This is a genomic window from Pannonibacter phragmitetus, assembly GCF_050510895.1.
Lineage (GTDB): Bacteria > Pseudomonadota > Alphaproteobacteria > Rhizobiales > Stappiaceae > Pannonibacter > Pannonibacter phragmitetus_B.
The window spans coordinates 2,136,241-2,152,298 of record NZ_JBNINT010000001.1 but is presented as its reverse complement, the minus strand read 5'-3'; the positions used below and the strand labels follow the sequence as shown (position 1 = coordinate 2,152,298).

The following is a 16,058-nucleotide window of genomic DNA, read 5'->3' as shown; positions in this document are numbered from 1 at the left end:
GGGCATCTGATCCCCGCTCCGGAAAGGCTTGACCTGCTGTAGCGTTTCAGGCGAGCGGTGCGAGCGAGACGTTCTCGCCGCTCTGCGCATCAAAGATGTGCAGATTGTTTTCGATGGGGCGCACCGCCACCGCATCGCCGCGCTTCAGGCCCTGCGGTACCTCCGCCGCAGGAAGCACGGCAACCAGCGCTGTGCCGCCAAGATCGATGTGCAGGTTCATTTCATGACCAAGGAATTCAATGGTCTGAATCGTGCCGGTGATGGCATTTGCTGTGCCTGCGGGCAGAAGGGCGAGGTGCTGCGGGCGCATGCCGAGGGTCACGGGGCCAGCCTTTGCCTTCACACGTGCTGCCAGTTCCGGCCCGAAGCCGAGGGTCTGGCCTGCCAGCGTCAGCGTCACCCCATCGCCGCTGCTGCCGAGCGCGGCGGGAACAAGGTTCATCTCAGGCATGCCGATGAACCCGGCGACGAAGGCATTGGCCGGGCGGTTGTACAGCGTATGAGGATCGGCCACCTGCATGATGCGGCCATCCTTCATGACGCAGATCCGGTCGCCCATGGTCATGGCTTCGGTCTGGTCGTGGGTGACGTAGACCACCGTCGATGACAGACCGTTCGCCTTCAGCTGCTTGTGCAGGTCGGTGATGCGCACCCGCATGGAGGCGCGCAGCTTGGCGTCGAGGTTCGACAGCGGTTCGTCGAAGAGGAAAACGTCAGGCTTCTTGATCAGCGCACGCCCCAGAGCCACACGCTGTGCCTGACCGCCGGAAAGCTGCTTCGGCAGCCGGTCCAGAAGCTGGCCGATCTCGAGAATGCCGGACACCTCGTCCGTGGCTGCATCGATTTCCGCCGTTTTCTTCTTCTGCAGCCGGAGGCCGAAGGAGAGGTTCTTCTTCACCTTCATATGCGGATAGAGCGCATAGTTCTGGAACACCATGGCGATGCCGCGCTTGCCCGGGGGCAGGTCGTTGACGGTCTGGTCTCCGATGCGGATGGCTCCGCCCGTCACGGTCTCAAGGCCCGCAATCATGCGCAAGGTGGTGGACTTGGCGCAGCCCGATGGGCCGACCAGCACCATGAACTCGCCGTCCTCCACGTCCAGGTTGATGCCATGGACTGCCTTGAAGCCGCTGCCGTAGACCTTTTTCAGGTTCTGGATCTGCAAACGTGCCATTAGCCTTTCACCCCACCGCTGGAGATGCCTTCAATGAAATGTTTCTGTGCGAGGAAGAACACGGCGAGTGCCGGGGTGATCGCCAGGACCGACATTGCCAGAATGCGGTTCCAGTCGAATGCTTCCGAGGTGTCGATGGACAGTTTCAGCGCAAGGCTGATCGGGTACTTGTCGATGGAAGACAGGTAGATCAGCGGGCCGAGGAAGTCGTTCATCGTCCACATGAACTGGAACAGGCACACCGAGATGAGGGCCGGAGCCAGCATCGGCACGACGATAAACACCAGCACCTGGAAGGAGTTGGCGCCGTCCACGCGGGCCGCCTCTTCCATGTCGCGCGGGATCGCCCGCAGGAACTGGACCAGCATGAAGACGAAGAAGGCGTCTCCTGCAAAGGCCGAGGGCACCCACAGCGGCAGATAGCTGTCGAGCCAGCCGAAGTCGCGGAACAGCAGATACTGCGGGATGCGGGTTACCACATTGGGCAGCAGAAGCGTGGCGATCAGCGTGACGAACAGGATCTTCTTGCCCGGAAAGTCGAAGCGGGCAAAGCCATAGGCAACCGCCGTGCAGGACACAGCCGTGCCGATGACCTTCGGAATGATGATCCAGGCCGTGTTCAGGAAGAAATGGCCGAAGGTGTAGGGTGTCGAGGTCTTCCAGCCCTTGATGTAGCCGTCAAGGGTGGGCTCCTGCGGCCAGAAACCTGCACTGGAGAAGATCTCGGAATTGGGCTTGAACGAGGCCCCGATGAGCCAGATCAGCGGATAGAGCATCAGCACGCCGACAAGTGTCAGCAGTGTGTAGCGAATGATGGCCGAGATCCGCTGGCGGCGTTGCTGGCGGGCGGCAAAGGCGGCCGCGCCTGCATCGGGGGCGACGAAGGACGGGGACATCTCAGCTCCTCTTGTCGCCGGCGTAGTAGACCCACTTCTTCGAGGACCAGAAGGCCACGAGGGTCAGCGCCATGATGATGATGAACAGAACCCATGCGACAGCGGAGGCATAGCCCATGTCGAACTTCTTGAAGGCCAGCTCGTAGATGTAGAGCGGCAGGAAGTAGGTGGCCTTGAGGGGGCCGCCCTGGGTGATGATGTAGGGGCCGTTGAACTCCTGAAAGGCCTGGACCATCTGCATGACCAGATTGAAGAAGATCACCGGCGTGATGAGCGGCAGGGTGATGTGCCGGAAGGTGGACCACGGGCCGGAGCCGTCGATGGAAGCTGCCTCGTAGAGCGACTTGTCGATGGACTGAAGCGCTGCGAGGAAGATCACCATGGCCGAACCGAACTGCCACATGCGCAGCAGCGTGATGGTGAAGAGCGCGTTGGTCGGGTCGCCGAACCAGTTGACCGGACCAAGCCCCACAACGGCCAGCGCCATGTTGACGAGGCCCTCAGTGGAGAAGAGATAGCGCCACAGCACCGCAATGGCGATCGAGCCACCCAGGATCGACGGCACATAGTAGGCCGTGCGGAACAGATTGATCGCCTTGAGCTTGTAATTGAGGATGACCGCGATGAAGAGCGCAAAGGCCAGTTTCAGCGGGACGGTCATGCCTACATAGAGCAGCGTGACATTCAGCGAGCGGAGGAAGGTCCGGTCACGGGTAAACAGCTTTTCGAAATTGTCCATCCCGATCCAGCTGGGACTGCTGACGAGATTGTAATCCGTGAAAGCGAGATAGAGTGACGCGCCAAAAGGCACTGCCGTAAACAGCAGCAGCCCGAAGACGTAGGGCGTCACATAGGCCAGACCGAGAAAGCGGCTTTCTCCACCCATGTCAGTTGGCCTCCGCTCTGGCCGTGGCCAAGGCCGCTGGACCGTGCGTTGCACTGGCGGCAGCTCCGGATGCGCAAAAATCCGCAGTTTCTGCCGGAAGGGCAGGCCAAATCTGGCTGGCGCATGCGGGTATGTAGAGGTTTGCTGGTGTTTTCAAATTACAGTCCGGCGAAGGAACGGGGCTGCACCAGGGTGCAACGCTCCCGCCCGCAAAGCCGCCTCCTCCCATGGTGCGTCTCGCAAGGGTTGCGATAGTCAATTTGTGACAGAGACGATATTCTAACCGGCAAGCTGCCCGAAATTGACGGACTGAAAGAAAAGGATGGACAAAAACGTAAGTGATGTGCTCGCCGGTTTGTCACCTGCTGCGTTGACGTTGTCGCTGGCCCGCTCCGCCATCAAGATGCAGCATTCGCGCGCCTGGCGCGTCGACAAGTCCAACGCAGTGCATGATCTGGTGATCTGCCTGACCGGCTCGGCCCGCTATGCGCTGGACGGGGTGGAGCAGTCTCTGTCACCGGGCATGGGCATGCTTATCCCTGCCGGCAGCCATTTCGTTGGAGAGTCCCTGTCCGATGAACTCTACACCGGTGTTGCCCAGCACTTCACGCTGACGCTTTTCGGCTCAGTCGATCTCTTGGGGCAGATGAATCTCCGGCCTGTTGCCGCTTTCCGCCAGTGGGACGTGATCAGTGCCATTGTGGCGCATTACCGCGAGATGGCACCGCTTTCAATGACGACGCTGGCGCAGCATCATCTCTTCATGGTGATCCTGCTTGCCTATATCGAGAGCGCGTTCCTTGGCTGGAAGGAAGGGGCGGGAGGGGCGCTGGACAGTCCCGATCAGCTGTCGGTGCAGATCATGCTGGTTGCGGCCCGCATTGCCGCCGATCCGCTGAACGGGGCGGCGCTGGAAAAGGCTCTCGGCTCCGTGCCCTTCAATGGCGATTATTTCCGCCGTGCCTTCCGCGCCCGCATCGGCCAGACGCCGCAGAAGTTCCAGGAGCGCAAGCGCATGGAAATGGCGATGAACCTCTTGTCCTCGGGCCGCAAGGTGAAGGAGGTGGCCGCCATGGTCGGCATTTCCGATCCCTACTACTTCTCCCGGCTATTCAAGAAGCACCTCGGTGCCAGCCCCTCCTGCTACCGCCTCGATAGCCGCAGCGGCCCGGATGAGGTCTATGTGGATGATCCGGAGATTCTGGTGATTGACTGAATTGGTAGGGACCGGGTTGAGCGGCGTGTGAGAATCTACGTGGATCGCCGGGTTGTCTGGAGCTCTGCTTCGCGGCATTTCATCTGCCCTGTTTCCTCTCCATCGTCATCCCGGACGGAGCGAAGCGGAGATCCGGGACCGGTGAGTCAAGGCCTCTGGGTTGGTTTAATCCTTTGAAAAATTTATGCTGTGGCTCACCGATTCCGGCTCGCGCTACGCTTGGCCGGGATGACGATGGAAAGGGGATGCCGAATGGAGAGGCCTCTGGCTGTACTCCGGCTGGCACTGATGATCGATCTATTGCCGGGCTTGCTGATCGGCCGGAAGTGCCTCCCCACCTTGCCTTTGGTCTTTTTTGGTATTATCTCCAGTTCATCGAATTTGGAGATGGCAGCATGTATCTTCTGGGTGTGGATGGCGGGGGAACCGGGTGCCGGGTGCGGCTGGCGGCGGCAGATGGCACGGTGCTGGGGAGACCTCCGGCGGGCCGGCCAATATCGTCAGCAATCCGGAACAGGCCCGCGCCAACATTCTTGCGGCTGCTGACACGTTGCTGGCACCTGTGCTTGGCAGGAGTGTGATGGATGCAGAGGCGCCGCTGCCGGTCTGTGCCGTGCTGGGTGTTGCCGGGGGCGGGGTGCCTGCGGCAGCGGATGCCCTGCGCGAGCTGCTGCCTTTCACAACTGTCCGCGTCATCAATGACGGCATTGCCGCGATCCGGGGAGCGCTCAGGGGCGGGGATGGCATTCTGGCTGCGATCGGCACCGGCTCCATCTTCGCCGTGCAGCGGCAGGGCGTGGTGCGGCAGGTTGGGGGCTGGGGCTTTTACGTGATGGGCGACGAGGGCGGCGGTTCCTGGCTGGGCCGCCATGCGGTGCTGCGGGCGCTGAAAGCCATCGACGGCTTCCACCTCATCACGCCGTTCCTGCGGGACATTCTGGAACATGGCGGCGGGGCGCAGGCGATTGTCCGCAACGCGCCGTCAACAAGGCCCGACGAATTTGCCGCGCTGGTGCCTCTCATTCTCACCGCAGCACGGGCGGGGGACCCGGCGGCTGAGGCCGTGCTGGCGGCCGGTGTGGCGGAGGTTCGCGCCGCGATTGCCCTGTTGCAGCAGGGCGGCGAGGTGCCTGTGGTGTTCCTTGGCGGACTGGGGCCCACCTATGCAACGGCGCTGGCGGGTGAATGGCCGCAGGCCGAGCCGCTGGGTTCAGCGCTGGATGGGGCCATGTGGATGGCGTCAGAGGATTTGGCGGCACATGGATGACGTCTTCTCACCCGTTGCCGGAGCGGGGCCGCTCTACGCGGTGCTGCAGGGGCGGATTGAGGCGGCAATCCGGGAGGGCAGGCTTGTGCCCGGTGACAGCTTGCCGGCAGAGCGGGAAATTGCGGCGCGCACCGGCCTTAGCCGCGTCACCGTGAGGCGCGCCATTGCTGATCTGGTGCGTCAGGGGCTCCTGGTGCAGCGGCGCGGCTCGGGCACTTATGTGGCCCGTCCGGTGGAGCGGTTCGAGTTGGGCCTGTCGCAGCTCACGTCCTTTTCTGCCGATATGGCCCGGCGCGGGCGTGATGCCAGCTCTCAGATCCTTTCGACAGGAACCGGCCTGGCTGCGCCCGAAGAAATGATGGCGCTGGGGCTTGGCGCGGCGGAGCAGGTGGCGCGCATCGAGCGCGTGCGCTGGTCCGGCGGTATGCCGATGGCGCTGGAGCGATCGGTTCTCTCCGCCGAAGTCCTGCCAGACCCGTCAGCCATAGGCGGTTCGCTCTATGCTTACTTGCGCGCCCGTGACCTTCTGCCCGTGCGTGCCGTGCAGCGCATGTCGGCGGTGAACCTGACAGCGGCCGAGGCAGACCTGCTTCAGATGGCCCCTGGGGCAGCCGGACTGAAGATCGAGCGCGTGGCCTATCTGCCCGGCGGGAAGCCGGTGGAATTCACCCGCTCGCTGTTCCGGGGGATGCCTATGATTTTGCTGTTGAGCTGAAAGCGGGAGACGCATAATGACCAGCATGACCCACATGGCGCGCGAGGTTGCCGAAATCCCCGCTGCCGCAGAGCGTTTCCTCATGGAAACCCGGGACAGCATTGCTTCTGCGGCGGCAGCGCTGCGGGAGCGTGATCCGGCCTTTCTCGTCACCGTGGCGCGGGGCTCGTCCGATCACGCGGCTTCTTACTTGAAATATGCGGTGGAGCTGCAGGCCGGGCTGGCGGTCGCCTCTGTAGGGCCATCCATTGCCTCCATTTACGGGCGCACCTTGCGTCTGAAAGGCGCAGCAGCGATCGGTATTTCCCAGTCGGGCCGCAGCCCGGATATCGTGGAAATGCTGCGCCGGGCAGGTGAGGGCGGCGCGCTGACGCTGGCCATCACCAATGATGCAGCCTCGCCCATGGCGGAGACGGCGGATCATTCCTTGCCAATCTGCGCGGGGGCGGAGAAGAGCGTGGCCGCCACCAAGACCTATGTCACATCCGTTCTGGCAGGCCTCTCTCTTCTCGCCGAATGGCAGGAAGATGCAGCCCTGCAAGAGGCGGTTTCCCGCTTGCCGGAGCAGCTTGCGGCTGCGCTGCTACTGGACTGGACGCCCTTGTCAGATCGGCTGGTGCGAGCACAATCGCTTTATGTGCTGGGGCGTGGACCGGCCTTTGCCATTGCCAATGAAATGGCTCTCAAGTTCAAGGAAACCTCTGGCCTTCACGCCGAAGCCTACAGCTCTGCCGAGGTTTTGCACGGCCCGGCGGCGATTGCCAGCGGCCGTTTCCCGGTTCTGGCGCTTGGGGTTGATGATGCGGCGCTGCCCCATGCGCGAGCCACGGCAGAGCGGCTGGCAGGTCAGGGTGCGGATGTGTTCGCAACCGGATTTGATGCGCCCGGCTGCGTCCGCCTGCCGGTTTTGGATGGCGTGCATCCGCTGACTGCGCCGCTGCTGCAAATCGCTGCCTTCTACCGGTTTGTGGAAGGCTTTGCCCTTCGGCGCGGCTTCAATCCGGATGTGCCGCCCCATCTCAACAAGGTCACGGAAACGGTCTGATGCGGACAGTTCTTCACGGCGCAAGGATTTTCGATGGCGCCCGCCTGCTGACAGGCATGAGCCTTGCCCTCTCCGGCGAAACGGTCGAGGCGCTTGCACCTGAGGCGGAGGCGCGTGCGCTGGATGGCTCCCATGTGGAATTGTCCGGCGGCATTCTGTCCCCAGGCTTCCTCGATCTGCAGGTCAATGGCGGCGGTGGGTTGATGCTGGATGGTTCGGTTGATGAAGGCAAGCTTACCCGCATTCTGGATGCTCACCGGCATCTGGGCACCGCGGGCCTGCTGCCGACGCTGATCACGGACACGCGGGAGGCCACACGGGCGGTAATCGAAACCGGCATCCGTGCGGCGCAGAAACAGCTTCCCGGCTTTCTCGGTCTGCATCTGGAAGGGCCGCATCTTGATGTGCGGCGCAAGGGTGCTCATGACGCGGCGCTGATCCGCCCCATGGAGGAAGTGGATCTTGAGCTTCTGTGCTATGCCGCCCGTCATCTCCCGGTGCTGATGGTCACCATTGCGCCGGAGGCGGTGCGTATGGACCAGATCGTGCGCTTGAAGGACGCCGGTGTGATCGTCAGCATCGGCCATAGCGATTGTGCCTATGAAACGGCGCTCTCAGCCTTTGACCATGGCGTCACCTGCGCCACGCATCTCTTCAATGCCATGAGTCAGCTTGGCAACCGGGCGCCGGGGCTTGTTGGCGCGGTGCTGGACCGGCCCGTCGCTGCGGGGATTATTGCCGATGGCATCCACGTCAGCGGGCCTGCTCTGCGCATCGCCCTTGCGGCGAAGCGCGATGAGGGGCTGTTTCTGGTGACAGATGCCATGGCCGTGGCTGGGACGGACCTTGATGGATTCACCCTTGGCGGGCGGAAAATCCTGCGCCGCGACGGGCGGCTGACGCTGGAAGATGGCACGTTGGCCGGAGCTGATGTCAGCCTGCCGCAGGCGCTGCGCTATCTCAAGGCACACACCGACTTGCCGCTTGAAACGCTGCTTGCCATGGTCACGAGCCGTCCGGCAAAAGTGACTGGCTTAGCCAGCAGCCATGGCGCGCTGGCTGCTGGCCGCCAGGCCGATGTCTTGCATCTGACGGATGGCCTCACTCTCGTGTCGGTGTGGCATGGCGGTGAACTCCTCCAAAAGGAGGAGGGAGAGGTCTAGTCATTCCCTTGACGTAAACGGAAATCCGCAGCACTCTCGCTCTCCCATCCGATGCGAAAGGTGCTGCCATGCCGTTGCCCGCAAGTCTCCAGGGCCGTCTCAAGATCCCGGCGATTGCCTCTCCCATGTTCCTGGCTTCCGGCCCAGATCTTGTGGTGGAAACCTGCAAGGGCGGCATGATTGGCACGTTTCCGGCGCTGAACCAGCGCACGACGGAAGGTTATGGAGCATGGCTGGAGGAGATTGCCTCCCGGCTTGATGGTGTGGAGGGCGCGGCGCCGTTCGGCATCAACCTCATCGTCCACCGCTCCAACTCCCGTGTTGAGGCTGATCTGGCGAAGACGGTGGAGCACAAGGTCCCGCTGGTCATCACTTCGCTGGGGGCGGTGAAGGACGTGGTGGATGCGGTGCATTCCTACGGCGGGCTCGTCTTCCACGACGTGATCAACGCCCGGCACGCGGAAAAGGCGGCAGCTGCCGGGGTGGATGGCATTATCGCGGTGGCCTGCGGCGCGGGCGGTCATGCGGGTACGCTCAACCCCTTTGCACTGATCTCCGAAATCCGCTCGGTGTGGTCCGGCACGCTGGTGCTGGCCGGTGCCATCAACACCGGTGCGCAGGTGCTTGCGGCCCGTGCCATGGGCGCGGACATGGCCTATCTCGGCACGCGCTTTCTGGCGACGCAGGAGGCGATGATCGAGCCGGACTTCAAGAACATGATCGTGGAAAGCGACGCCAGCGACATTCTCTATACGCCCGCCATCAGCGGTGTGAACGCCAACTTCCTCAAGCCCAGCATCATCCGCGCCGGGCTCGATCCGGACAACCTGCCGCAGGCGGGCAAGATGAACCTCGACCATGAAGCAAGGGCCTGGAAAAATGTCTGGTCCGCAGGGCAGGGCACCGGCGGTATTCATGACATTCTTCCGGCCGGAGAGCTCGTGGTACGGCTGATCCGTGAGTATGAAGAGGCGAAGCGGCTGATCGCTGGCTGACCGGTCCGGCAGTGGGCGCACCGTTCCTGCGGGAACCCGTGGGTGCGAACCGGGCTTCGCCGTTGCTTATACTCCCCAAGCGGTGCGGAAACGTTCGCGGATCCCTGCAAGGCGGGCGCGCGGCTCGTTGGAGAAGACGAGACGGAGATAGCGGCCGGCTGCGTCCGGCGCCCCCAGCCTGTCATCGCCGTAGCCGCTATCCGGCCTTTCTCCAGCAACAGGGCCGATGCCCGTTCTGGCGGCAGACCCAGAGCTGCCGTGTCGATAAGCAGAGACCAGCCGCCATCGGGCCGTACGCAGGGAAGACCGGCCAGTTCCTGGAGGATCAGGTCGCGTCTTGCGCGCCAGCGGGAGGTGGCCTGCGCTACGCCATCGTGATCTGCCGTCAACGCGGCGGCTGCGCCCGGCATGCCGATGCCGGCCTGGCAAACCACATTCGATAAACTGACAAGGCCAATATCGTTCATCAGCTCGCGGGGGCCGACGATCCAGCCGACGCGCCAGCCGATCATCCGGTATTCCTTGGACACGCTGCCGACAGTGACGGTGCGTGCCCGCATGTCCGGAAACTGCAACGGATGAAGCACTGGTGCGTCTGTGTAAAGGATACGCTCCATCGCCGCATCGTGCAGCAGCCAGGCGCCGGTCTGCCGCACAAGGTTGCAGATCGCCTGCCACTCCTCAAGGTCGTGGACGATGCCTGATGGCATCGACGGGCTCATGGTCAATACTGCGCGCGTTCTATCAGAGCGGGCGGCGGCCAGCGCCTCTAGGTCCATCCGCCAGCCACCGTCCCTCACCGTCATCGGCACAAGGCGCGGCACGCCGCCCGCGAGACGGATGCGGTTGAGCAGGCCCGCATAGGCCGGATCTGTGATGATCACCTCATCGCCAGGTTCCAGGATCGCCAGCAATACGTTGAGAATGCCGGACAGGCCTCCTGCCGAGATGATGCACTCCGCTTCTGGGTCGAAAATCGCGCCGGTGTCGGCGGCGATACGAGCAACAACTGCCTCGCGCAGAGTATGGATGCCCAAGAAGGGAAGGTAGCTGTTGGCTGCGTCTTCGCTGACGGCTGCACGGGTTGCCTCCAGTGCGGCGGAAGGTGGCGGAATATCTGTGTCGAGGTTTTCCATCCGCAGCATGTCTGGATCGCCGAGCGCGTCGGCAGCATTGCCCATCTTGTCGACATTGATGCCGGGGATGTGGCGCAAGCGGGATACCGTCATACGATTCTCCATATTGGATCCAATATTTGGTATTGAATGCTCAATCTGGTGGGTTATGTCAATTGCCACAGGCAAGATGACTTGCGGCGAGGCCGCCCAAGGACTGGCGGTCAGGCATGAGCGGAAGCAGATCGGACGAGGGCGGGCAGGGGATGCAGACATCAGGTGGTAAGGACCGAGACCAGACGCAGACGGTCGCCGACCGGCTGCGCGCCCGGATTATTTCCGGGGAGCTGGCTGCCGGCCAGCCGCTGCGGCAGGAGGCAATTGCCGATGCCTATGGTGTCAGCCGCATGCCGGTTCGAGAGGCATTGCGTCTGCTGCAGGCAGAAGGCTTGGTGGAGATCGTCCTCAATCGCGGCGCCAGCGTCGCGGCGATCGACGCACGCGATCTAGCTGAAATCCATGACATGCGGGTACTCGCTGAGTGTCTAGCCTTGCGCCACGCAATCCCCGAACTCACGGAGAGCCGGATCGACCTGGCCGAGAGGATTCAGGGCGAGCTGGAGACGGCGCCTATCGAGGCGTTCGGCACCTTCAACAAGCGTTTCCACATGACGCTTTACGAGGCCTGCGGCCGGCCGCGACTGCTCGCCCATATCTCTTTGCTGCATGATGCTGCGGACCGCTATCTGCGCATCGCCATTCGCCAGCTCGACTATGCGGAGCGTTCTGGCCTTGAGCACCGGGCACTCATAGCAGCTTGCCGCAGCCGCGACGCCCATGCTGCGGAAGAAATCCTGCATAACCATATCAGGGAAGCAGGCGATGCCCTGCTGTCAGCGCTGCCAAGGTAGGTTTGTTGCAAAGCCTGAAGCCTATCGTCTTTCGTCAACAGATCCTCGGTCCGTTCGCTCGTTCTGGTGCCGCAATTCAGACTGCTTCGGCTTTCGCCATGAGGCGGACCAGCGCCAGCACCGATATCGTGGAGACGAGCGCTGCCAGCACGAGGGCGGCAAGGGCCGCCGACGTGCCCAGCTGCTCTTTCAGAAAGATAACGGTGAAGGGGGCAGCTGCGGACAGGACCATACGGATCCCCGAGAGAGTTCCAGTACGCCGGCCATAGCCTTCTGGCCCGAAATAATGCAGCGGCAGCATGCCCCGGACGATGGATGTGAGGCCCTGACCGGCGCCATAGGTGATGGCAAAGGCAAAGAGCAGGACAGATACTGGCGCGAAGACGGCCCCGGCTAAAAGCACAAGTCCCAAGGTCATGGCAAAGGCCGCGATGATGGCGGTCGCTGGCGGCGAAAACAGATTGCGCCGGAGATATTCAACCAAACGGGCAGCCACTTGCGAAGGGCCGATGCAGCTGGCCGCCGCAATGGCTGTCGCTGTTGCAAAGCCAAGGTCGCCCAGCAGCACCAGCAGCGTAGCCCCGACGGCGGACATGACGAAGCCACCACTGGCAAAGCTTATGGCCAGAAGGGCCATCGGGCGGGCTCCAGGTGGCGGCGTTTTCGAAATGTCTGACGGCACAGCTTGTGACAGCTGGGGCCGAGGCGAAAAGGGGGACGGTTCTTGCGGGATCTGACGGCCTTTCGGCATGGTCAGGTGAATAGGCAGTGCGACGATGAGGTTCATGGCTGCCAGCACCAGATAGACCTCCCGCCAGCTCATCATCGTCAGCAGCCATTGCAGAAGCGGCCAGAACAGCGTGGAGGCAAAGCCTGCGATCAGGGTGACGAGGGTGATTTCGGTCCGTGCATTGCGGCCATAGCGCTGGGCCAGAGCTGCAAAGCCCGCATCATATTGCACGGCAATGGCGACAAACTCGGCCATCAGGGCAATCAGGATGAATTGCCAGGCATTCTGCATCAGGGAGAGAAGGCCCAGGGTCAGGGCAGCAAGCACGGAACCAAGGCTCATGACCAGACGCGCCCCGTTCCGGTCGATCATGCCTCCGAGGATTGGTGCAGACACGGCCCCGGCCAACAGTCCAGCCGAGAAGATGGCGAAGACAAAACTCTCCGTCCAGCGGAACGAGCGGGCTATCTCGGGCGCCAGAACGGAGAAGGAATAGTAGAGCGTCCCGTAGCCAACGGTCATGGAGACACCCAGACCGAGGGTCGAGGGGAGAGTTTCATGAGAGCCGCGATTAGCCGAGTCCTATTTCGCGAAGATGACACTGCAACTCGCACAAGTCATCCCGCCACGTCTGCCCTGGTAGAGCGCCTCAGATCCCCTGAAGGAGGTCCCGCAGCATGTGGGTGATGAGGTCGATGCGGCCGAGGGCTTCGCGCAGCTCGTCCTGATCCCGGTGGTTGAGCCTTGCAATTTCCACCCGGTTTCCCGGCGCGACCCCGGCTTCCAGATCGTTGATCTGCTGGGTCAGGATCAGGCGGATCAGGAAGCCGTGAATGTTGGCGAGAATTTCGGCGTCCGCCTGCGAACGTCCTGCATGCTGGGCTGCCTGCAGGATACGCTCTGGTGTGGAGAGGGCCGTCACCCCGTGGCGCAGAGCGATGGCCCGGGCTCCGGCGACGATGGGAAGCAAGCCACCGGACTTGAGATCGACACGGCCCTTATCATCCTTGCGGATCTCGCCCGAAGAGCCCCAGCGGCGGGGCATGGGAGGCGGCCATCTCCCCAAGGGCCCGCACCATGGCAAGGGACTCCCTTGCGGTTTCTGCCGCAAATTGGCGCAGTGTTTCCGCCAGCCTCGCCCCGGCACCGCCGGAAACATGCACCGGGGTAAAGTCATAGAAAATATCCACGTTCAGCAGCGCTTGCGGGGAAGGGGAGTGGGCCCATTCCTCCACCTGTCGCTGCCATTCGCCCAGACGGCGGCGCCACTGGATGTTGCGCGCCATGACGCCCCCTTGCAGTAGGGAATGCCCGCACGGTCGAGGATTTCGTTCAGCCGCGTGGCAAAGCGGGTGAACCAGTCATCGGGGAGGTCAGGTCGCCGGCGTAGTCATCGGCAATCAGCAGTGCGTTGTCCTGATCGGGCGCCAGCATGCTCTCCCCGCGCCCGCCAGAACCCAGCATCAGCACCGCGTATGCGGCTGGCGCAGGACCCGCGCCCGCTGCCTCCAGCTCGGCCTCGGCTATTTCCGCTGCGCGGGCGGTCATGGCCTTGTTTTCGGCGGAAATGATGGCACAAACCTGCCGCGCATCCTGGCCGTCAGCGAGAAGTCCCGTGGCAAGCTCGGGCAAAGCGGATTGCACCTTGGCAAGATCACGCGGGCGCCCGGCCATGGCAATTTCGTCGCCCACGGTCAGCGTTGCCAATGCCCGCTCGCGAAGAAGAGTGCGGAGGGTGAAAATGCCCGCGAGACGTCCGCCGTTGTCGGTCACACCGAGATAGCGCAGGTTCTTGCGCGCCATCAGTCCGAGTGCACGGTAAAGGAATGTTTCAGCCGGAGCACTGATCACCGGAAAGCTCATCAAGGCGCCGACCTTCAGCGTCCCTGCCTCCGAACCGCGCGCCGCCAGCGCGTGCAGCACGTCACGCTCGCTCAGAATGCCGGGTTCTCCGTTCTCGCGCGTCACGATCAGGCAGCCAATGTGACAAGCCGCCATCAGCTGGGCGGCGCTGTGCAGATCGGCAGTCTCGCTGATCGAGATCGGCGGGCTGCTCATCACGTCACCCAGCCGGTTGCGGTAGAGATAGCTGTCGATGGCCCGTTGCGTGCCTTGCTTAAGGGCGAGGCGGGAGAAATCATGCTGCTCGCGCGGCCGGTTGAACCAGCCTGCTTCCTCCTGGCGGGCGATCAGGTTTTGCGGCTTGCGGCAGAGGTTTTCCGCTTCCGCCAGCGTGCGGATGCCGCTGGCCAGCAGCCGGTTCTGCAGACCCACATAGACGCGGGCCGTCGCCATGGCGTCGCCCAGCGCCGTGTGGCGGCCCTCAATGGCAATGCCAAGACTGAGGGCAAGGCTGTCCAGTGACGTGTCAATCAGGGCGCGGTCAAGACCTGCCACCATCAGCGCCACATCCAGCACCTTGGGCTCTGTCCATTTTATTCTATGCCGTTCCGCCTCGTGGCGCAGGATGGCAAGGTCGAAATGGATGGAGTGGCCCACAACGACGGCATCGCCTATGAAGGCCGCAAGCTGTGGCAGCACTTCGGCTATGCCCGGCTTGCCGGACACATCCGCATCGGAAAGGCCATGAATGCGCCTCGCGACCTCGGGGATCGGCATTTGCGGGTCAACGATGATATTGAAGACCGCTTCGTCCTGAATTTCCCGGCCATAAAGCCGTACGGCCCCGATCTGCACCACCCGGTCGGAGCGCACGTCCAGTCCCGTGGTCTCGGTGTCGAGGACCACGGTGTTGAGGGCAATGAGCGGGGTCAGAGGGCTGACGGGCTGCTTCAAGCGGCCTTCTCCCCGCCAAGGGCGCAGAGCTGACGGGCAAAGGCGGCAAGGTCGATCCGTTTGCGCAGGGTGGCCTGATAATCGATGAAGCGGAAGGCCACATTGTTGACCACCATCATCTTGTCCGCTTCGCGCACGTCATCAGTGATGGGCGCATGCTGCAGGAGCCGCAGTGCCGTGGCCGTCGTGATGGCATCGGGCGACAGCGGAGGCTTGTCCATCAAATGTGAAAGGCGGGCATCAAATTCGGCCTCCACATCTGCCCAGCCCCGGTCCTTGCGGTGTTCGGGCAGGCTCTCGCTGGCGAGCACCTCCCTGTAGAGCCGCGAAAGAACGGATGCACGTTCCTGCGGTGATTCCGGCAGCAGAGGGCGCACCTCGGCCTCGATGATCAGAATGATGTCCTGCGCTGCAACAGCAAAGCCCTCCCATTTGCAGATCTGCAACGCGAATCCGAAATCCGCATCCTGGAAAAGTTTCGGCCCTGCCAGCAGCGAACGGGCCCGCAAGTAGGAGTAGCTGGCGCCTTGCGCGAGAAACGCGGCCCCGGCGCGGATGGCTTCCACTGCGGAAGCTCTGTCTGAACGCTGCCGTTTTGGCAGGATCGATCCAATGAAATCAAGCACTTGAACTCAATCCTCCCGTGCTTCAGCTGTTCTTTTCACGCTGAATTAGTCTTTAGGATAACTTCACATGATCAGTGTGAAGGGAATAGTCTCAAGGTGCAAGTATCTCCGCGCCGCAATATAGAAAAATGCTGCTCTTGCGAAGAGAATAAAGCATTAGACTTTGGTCTAGGGGAATATTGCGAAGGGGGTACGGGTCACTGCGGCATGTTTGCCGTTGCGGCCCTTGATGCGTTTACGGGAGGAATGACCTTGACCGACAAGCTGCCGCCGGAAGTTGCAGCAGCCCACTGGAGCAAGACCCGCGGTCTCATGTGGACCACGCTTGCGATTTGGGCTGTCTTCAGCTTCCTGATCCACTTCTTCGTAACGTCGCTGAACAGCGTCGTGATCCTTGGGTTCCCGCTCGGCTTCTACATGGCTGCGCAGGGCTCGCTCATCGTCTTCGTCGTGCTGATTTTCTGGTTCTCAAGCCGCCAGAACGCCATCGACGAGGAATTCGGCGTCGCCGAAGACTGAGGGG

15 protein-coding genes and 2 pseudogenes are annotated in these 16,058 nt (G+C 62.5%); 8 read left to right on the top strand and 9 right to left on the bottom strand.

All coding sequences use genetic code 11. The annotated features are described in order from the left end of the window. Positions 1 to 46: 46 nt before the first annotated feature. Genes ACQB61_RS10105 through ACQB61_RS10095 form a run of 3 tightly spaced genes read right to left on the bottom strand, consistent with a single transcriptional unit; the run spans position 47 to position 2,956 of the window. Complete coding sequence (locus ACQB61_RS10105) at positions 47 to 1,174, bottom strand: ABC transporter ATP-binding protein (protein ID WP_430512530.1); 1,128 nt, start codon at positions 1,172 to 1,174, stop codon at positions 47 to 49. Then, the gene (locus ACQB61_RS10100) at positions 1,174 to 2,070 is read right to left on the bottom strand and encodes a carbohydrate ABC transporter permease (protein ID WP_430512529.1); all 897 of its coding nucleotides are present in this window, start codon (positions 2,068 to 2,070) and stop codon (positions 1,174 to 1,176) included. Before ACQB61_RS10100 ends, ACQB61_RS10105 begins: the two co-directional genes overlap by 1 nt. A 1-nt stretch (position 2,071) precedes the next feature. Then, positions 2,072 to 2,956, bottom strand: coding sequence for a carbohydrate ABC transporter permease (locus ACQB61_RS10095; RefSeq protein ID WP_430512528.1), 885 nt, complete (start codon positions 2,954 to 2,956; stop codon positions 2,072 to 2,074). 322 nt (positions 2,957 to 3,278) lie between these two features. On the opposite strand from ACQB61_RS10095, the gene ACQB61_RS10090 reads away from it, so the two are divergent. The 6 genes and pseudogenes from ACQB61_RS10090 to ACQB61_RS10065 all read left to right on the top strand — a co-directional run bounded on the left by ACQB61_RS10090 (position 3,279) and on the right by ACQB61_RS10065 (position 9,357). Continuing rightward, positions 3,279 to 4,172: a helix-turn-helix transcriptional regulator gene (locus ACQB61_RS10090; RefSeq protein ID WP_430512527.1), complete on the top strand. Its 894-nt coding sequence runs from the start codon at positions 3,279 to 3,281 to the stop codon at positions 4,170 to 4,172. A gap of 430 nt (positions 4,173 to 4,602) precedes the next feature. Continuing rightward, positions 4,603 to 5,439: a BadF/BadG/BcrA/BcrD ATPase family protein gene (locus tag ACQB61_RS10085; protein WP_430512526.1), complete on the top strand. Its 837-nt coding sequence runs from the start codon at positions 4,603 to 4,605 to the stop codon at positions 5,437 to 5,439. Next, positions 5,432 to 6,171 (top strand): annotated as a pseudogene (locus ACQB61_RS10080) (GntR family transcriptional regulator). Before ACQB61_RS10085 ends, ACQB61_RS10080 begins: the two are co-directional and overlap by 8 nt. Next, on the top strand, positions 6,171 to 7,199 hold the full coding sequence (locus ACQB61_RS10075) for an SIS domain-containing protein (protein ID WP_430512525.1): 1,029 nt from the start codon (positions 6,171 to 6,173) through the stop codon (positions 7,197 to 7,199). Before ACQB61_RS10080 ends, ACQB61_RS10075 begins: the two are co-directional and overlap by 1 nt. Continuing rightward, complete coding sequence (gene nagA, locus ACQB61_RS10070; RefSeq protein WP_430512524.1) at positions 7,199 to 8,362, top strand: N-acetylglucosamine-6-phosphate deacetylase; 1,164 nt, start codon at positions 7,199 to 7,201, stop codon at positions 8,360 to 8,362. The genes ACQB61_RS10075 and nagA overlap by 1 nt, the downstream gene beginning before the upstream one ends. A 68-nt stretch (positions 8,363 to 8,430) precedes the next feature. Then, on the top strand, positions 8,431 to 9,357 hold the full coding sequence (locus ACQB61_RS10065) for an NAD(P)H-dependent flavin oxidoreductase (protein ID WP_430512523.1): 927 nt from the start codon (positions 8,431 to 8,433) through the stop codon (positions 9,355 to 9,357). On the opposite strand, the gene ACQB61_RS10060 is transcribed toward ACQB61_RS10065, so the two are convergent. Continuing rightward, on the bottom strand, positions 9,276 to 10,586 hold the full coding sequence (locus ACQB61_RS10060) for a pyridoxal phosphate-dependent aminotransferase (protein WP_430512522.1): 1,311 nt from the start codon (positions 10,584 to 10,586) through the stop codon (positions 9,276 to 9,278). The two genes, ACQB61_RS10065 and ACQB61_RS10060, sit on opposite strands and share 82 nt — an antisense overlap. A 116-nt stretch (positions 10,587 to 10,702) precedes the next feature. On the opposite strand from ACQB61_RS10060, the gene ACQB61_RS10055 reads away from it, so the two are divergent. Then, positions 10,703 to 11,383 carry a GntR family transcriptional regulator gene (locus tag ACQB61_RS10055; RefSeq protein ID WP_430512521.1) on the top strand — a complete coding sequence of 227 codons (681 nt, stop codon included), beginning with the start codon at positions 10,703 to 10,705 and terminating at the stop codon, positions 11,381 to 11,383. Between the two features lie 76 nt (positions 11,384 to 11,459). Here the strand turns inward: ACQB61_RS10055 and ACQB61_RS10050 are convergent, their stop codons facing one another. The 5 genes and pseudogenes from ACQB61_RS10050 to ACQB61_RS10030 all read right to left on the bottom strand — a co-directional run bounded on the left by ACQB61_RS10050 (position 11,460) and on the right by ACQB61_RS10030 (position 15,535). Continuing rightward, the gene (locus ACQB61_RS10050) at positions 11,460 to 12,635 is read right to left on the bottom strand and encodes an MFS transporter (RefSeq protein ID WP_430512520.1); all 1,176 of its coding nucleotides are present in this window, start codon (positions 12,633 to 12,635) and stop codon (positions 11,460 to 11,462) included. 127 nt (positions 12,636 to 12,762) lie between these two features. After that, entirely contained in the window at positions 12,763 to 13,158 is a 396-nt protein-coding gene (locus ACQB61_RS10045; protein ID WP_430512519.1) for a putative nucleotidyltransferase substrate binding domain-containing protein, read from the bottom strand. Further along, on the bottom strand, positions 13,115 to 13,399 hold the full coding sequence (locus tag ACQB61_RS10040; protein ID WP_430512518.1) for a hypothetical protein: 285 nt from the start codon (positions 13,397 to 13,399) through the stop codon (positions 13,115 to 13,117). Before ACQB61_RS10040 ends, ACQB61_RS10045 begins: the two co-directional genes overlap by 44 nt. A gap of 163 nt (positions 13,400 to 13,562) precedes the next feature. Next, positions 13,563 to 14,810, bottom strand: a pseudogene (locus ACQB61_RS10035) (CBS domain-containing protein); the annotation flags it as partial. 95 nt (positions 14,811 to 14,905) lie between these two features. Continuing rightward, positions 14,906 to 15,535, bottom strand: a complete 630-nt coding sequence (locus ACQB61_RS10030) for an esterase (protein ID WP_430512517.1) — start codon at positions 15,533 to 15,535, stop codon at positions 14,906 to 14,908. A 246-nt stretch (positions 15,536 to 15,781) separates the two neighbouring features. Here ACQB61_RS10030 and ACQB61_RS10025 point away from each other — a divergent pair, with 246 nt between their 5' ends. Continuing rightward, on the top strand, positions 15,782 to 16,054 hold the full coding sequence (locus tag ACQB61_RS10025; protein ID WP_430512516.1) for a DUF4212 domain-containing protein: 273 nt from the start codon (positions 15,782 to 15,784) through the stop codon (positions 16,052 to 16,054). Positions 16,055 to 16,058 lie beyond the last annotated feature (4 nt).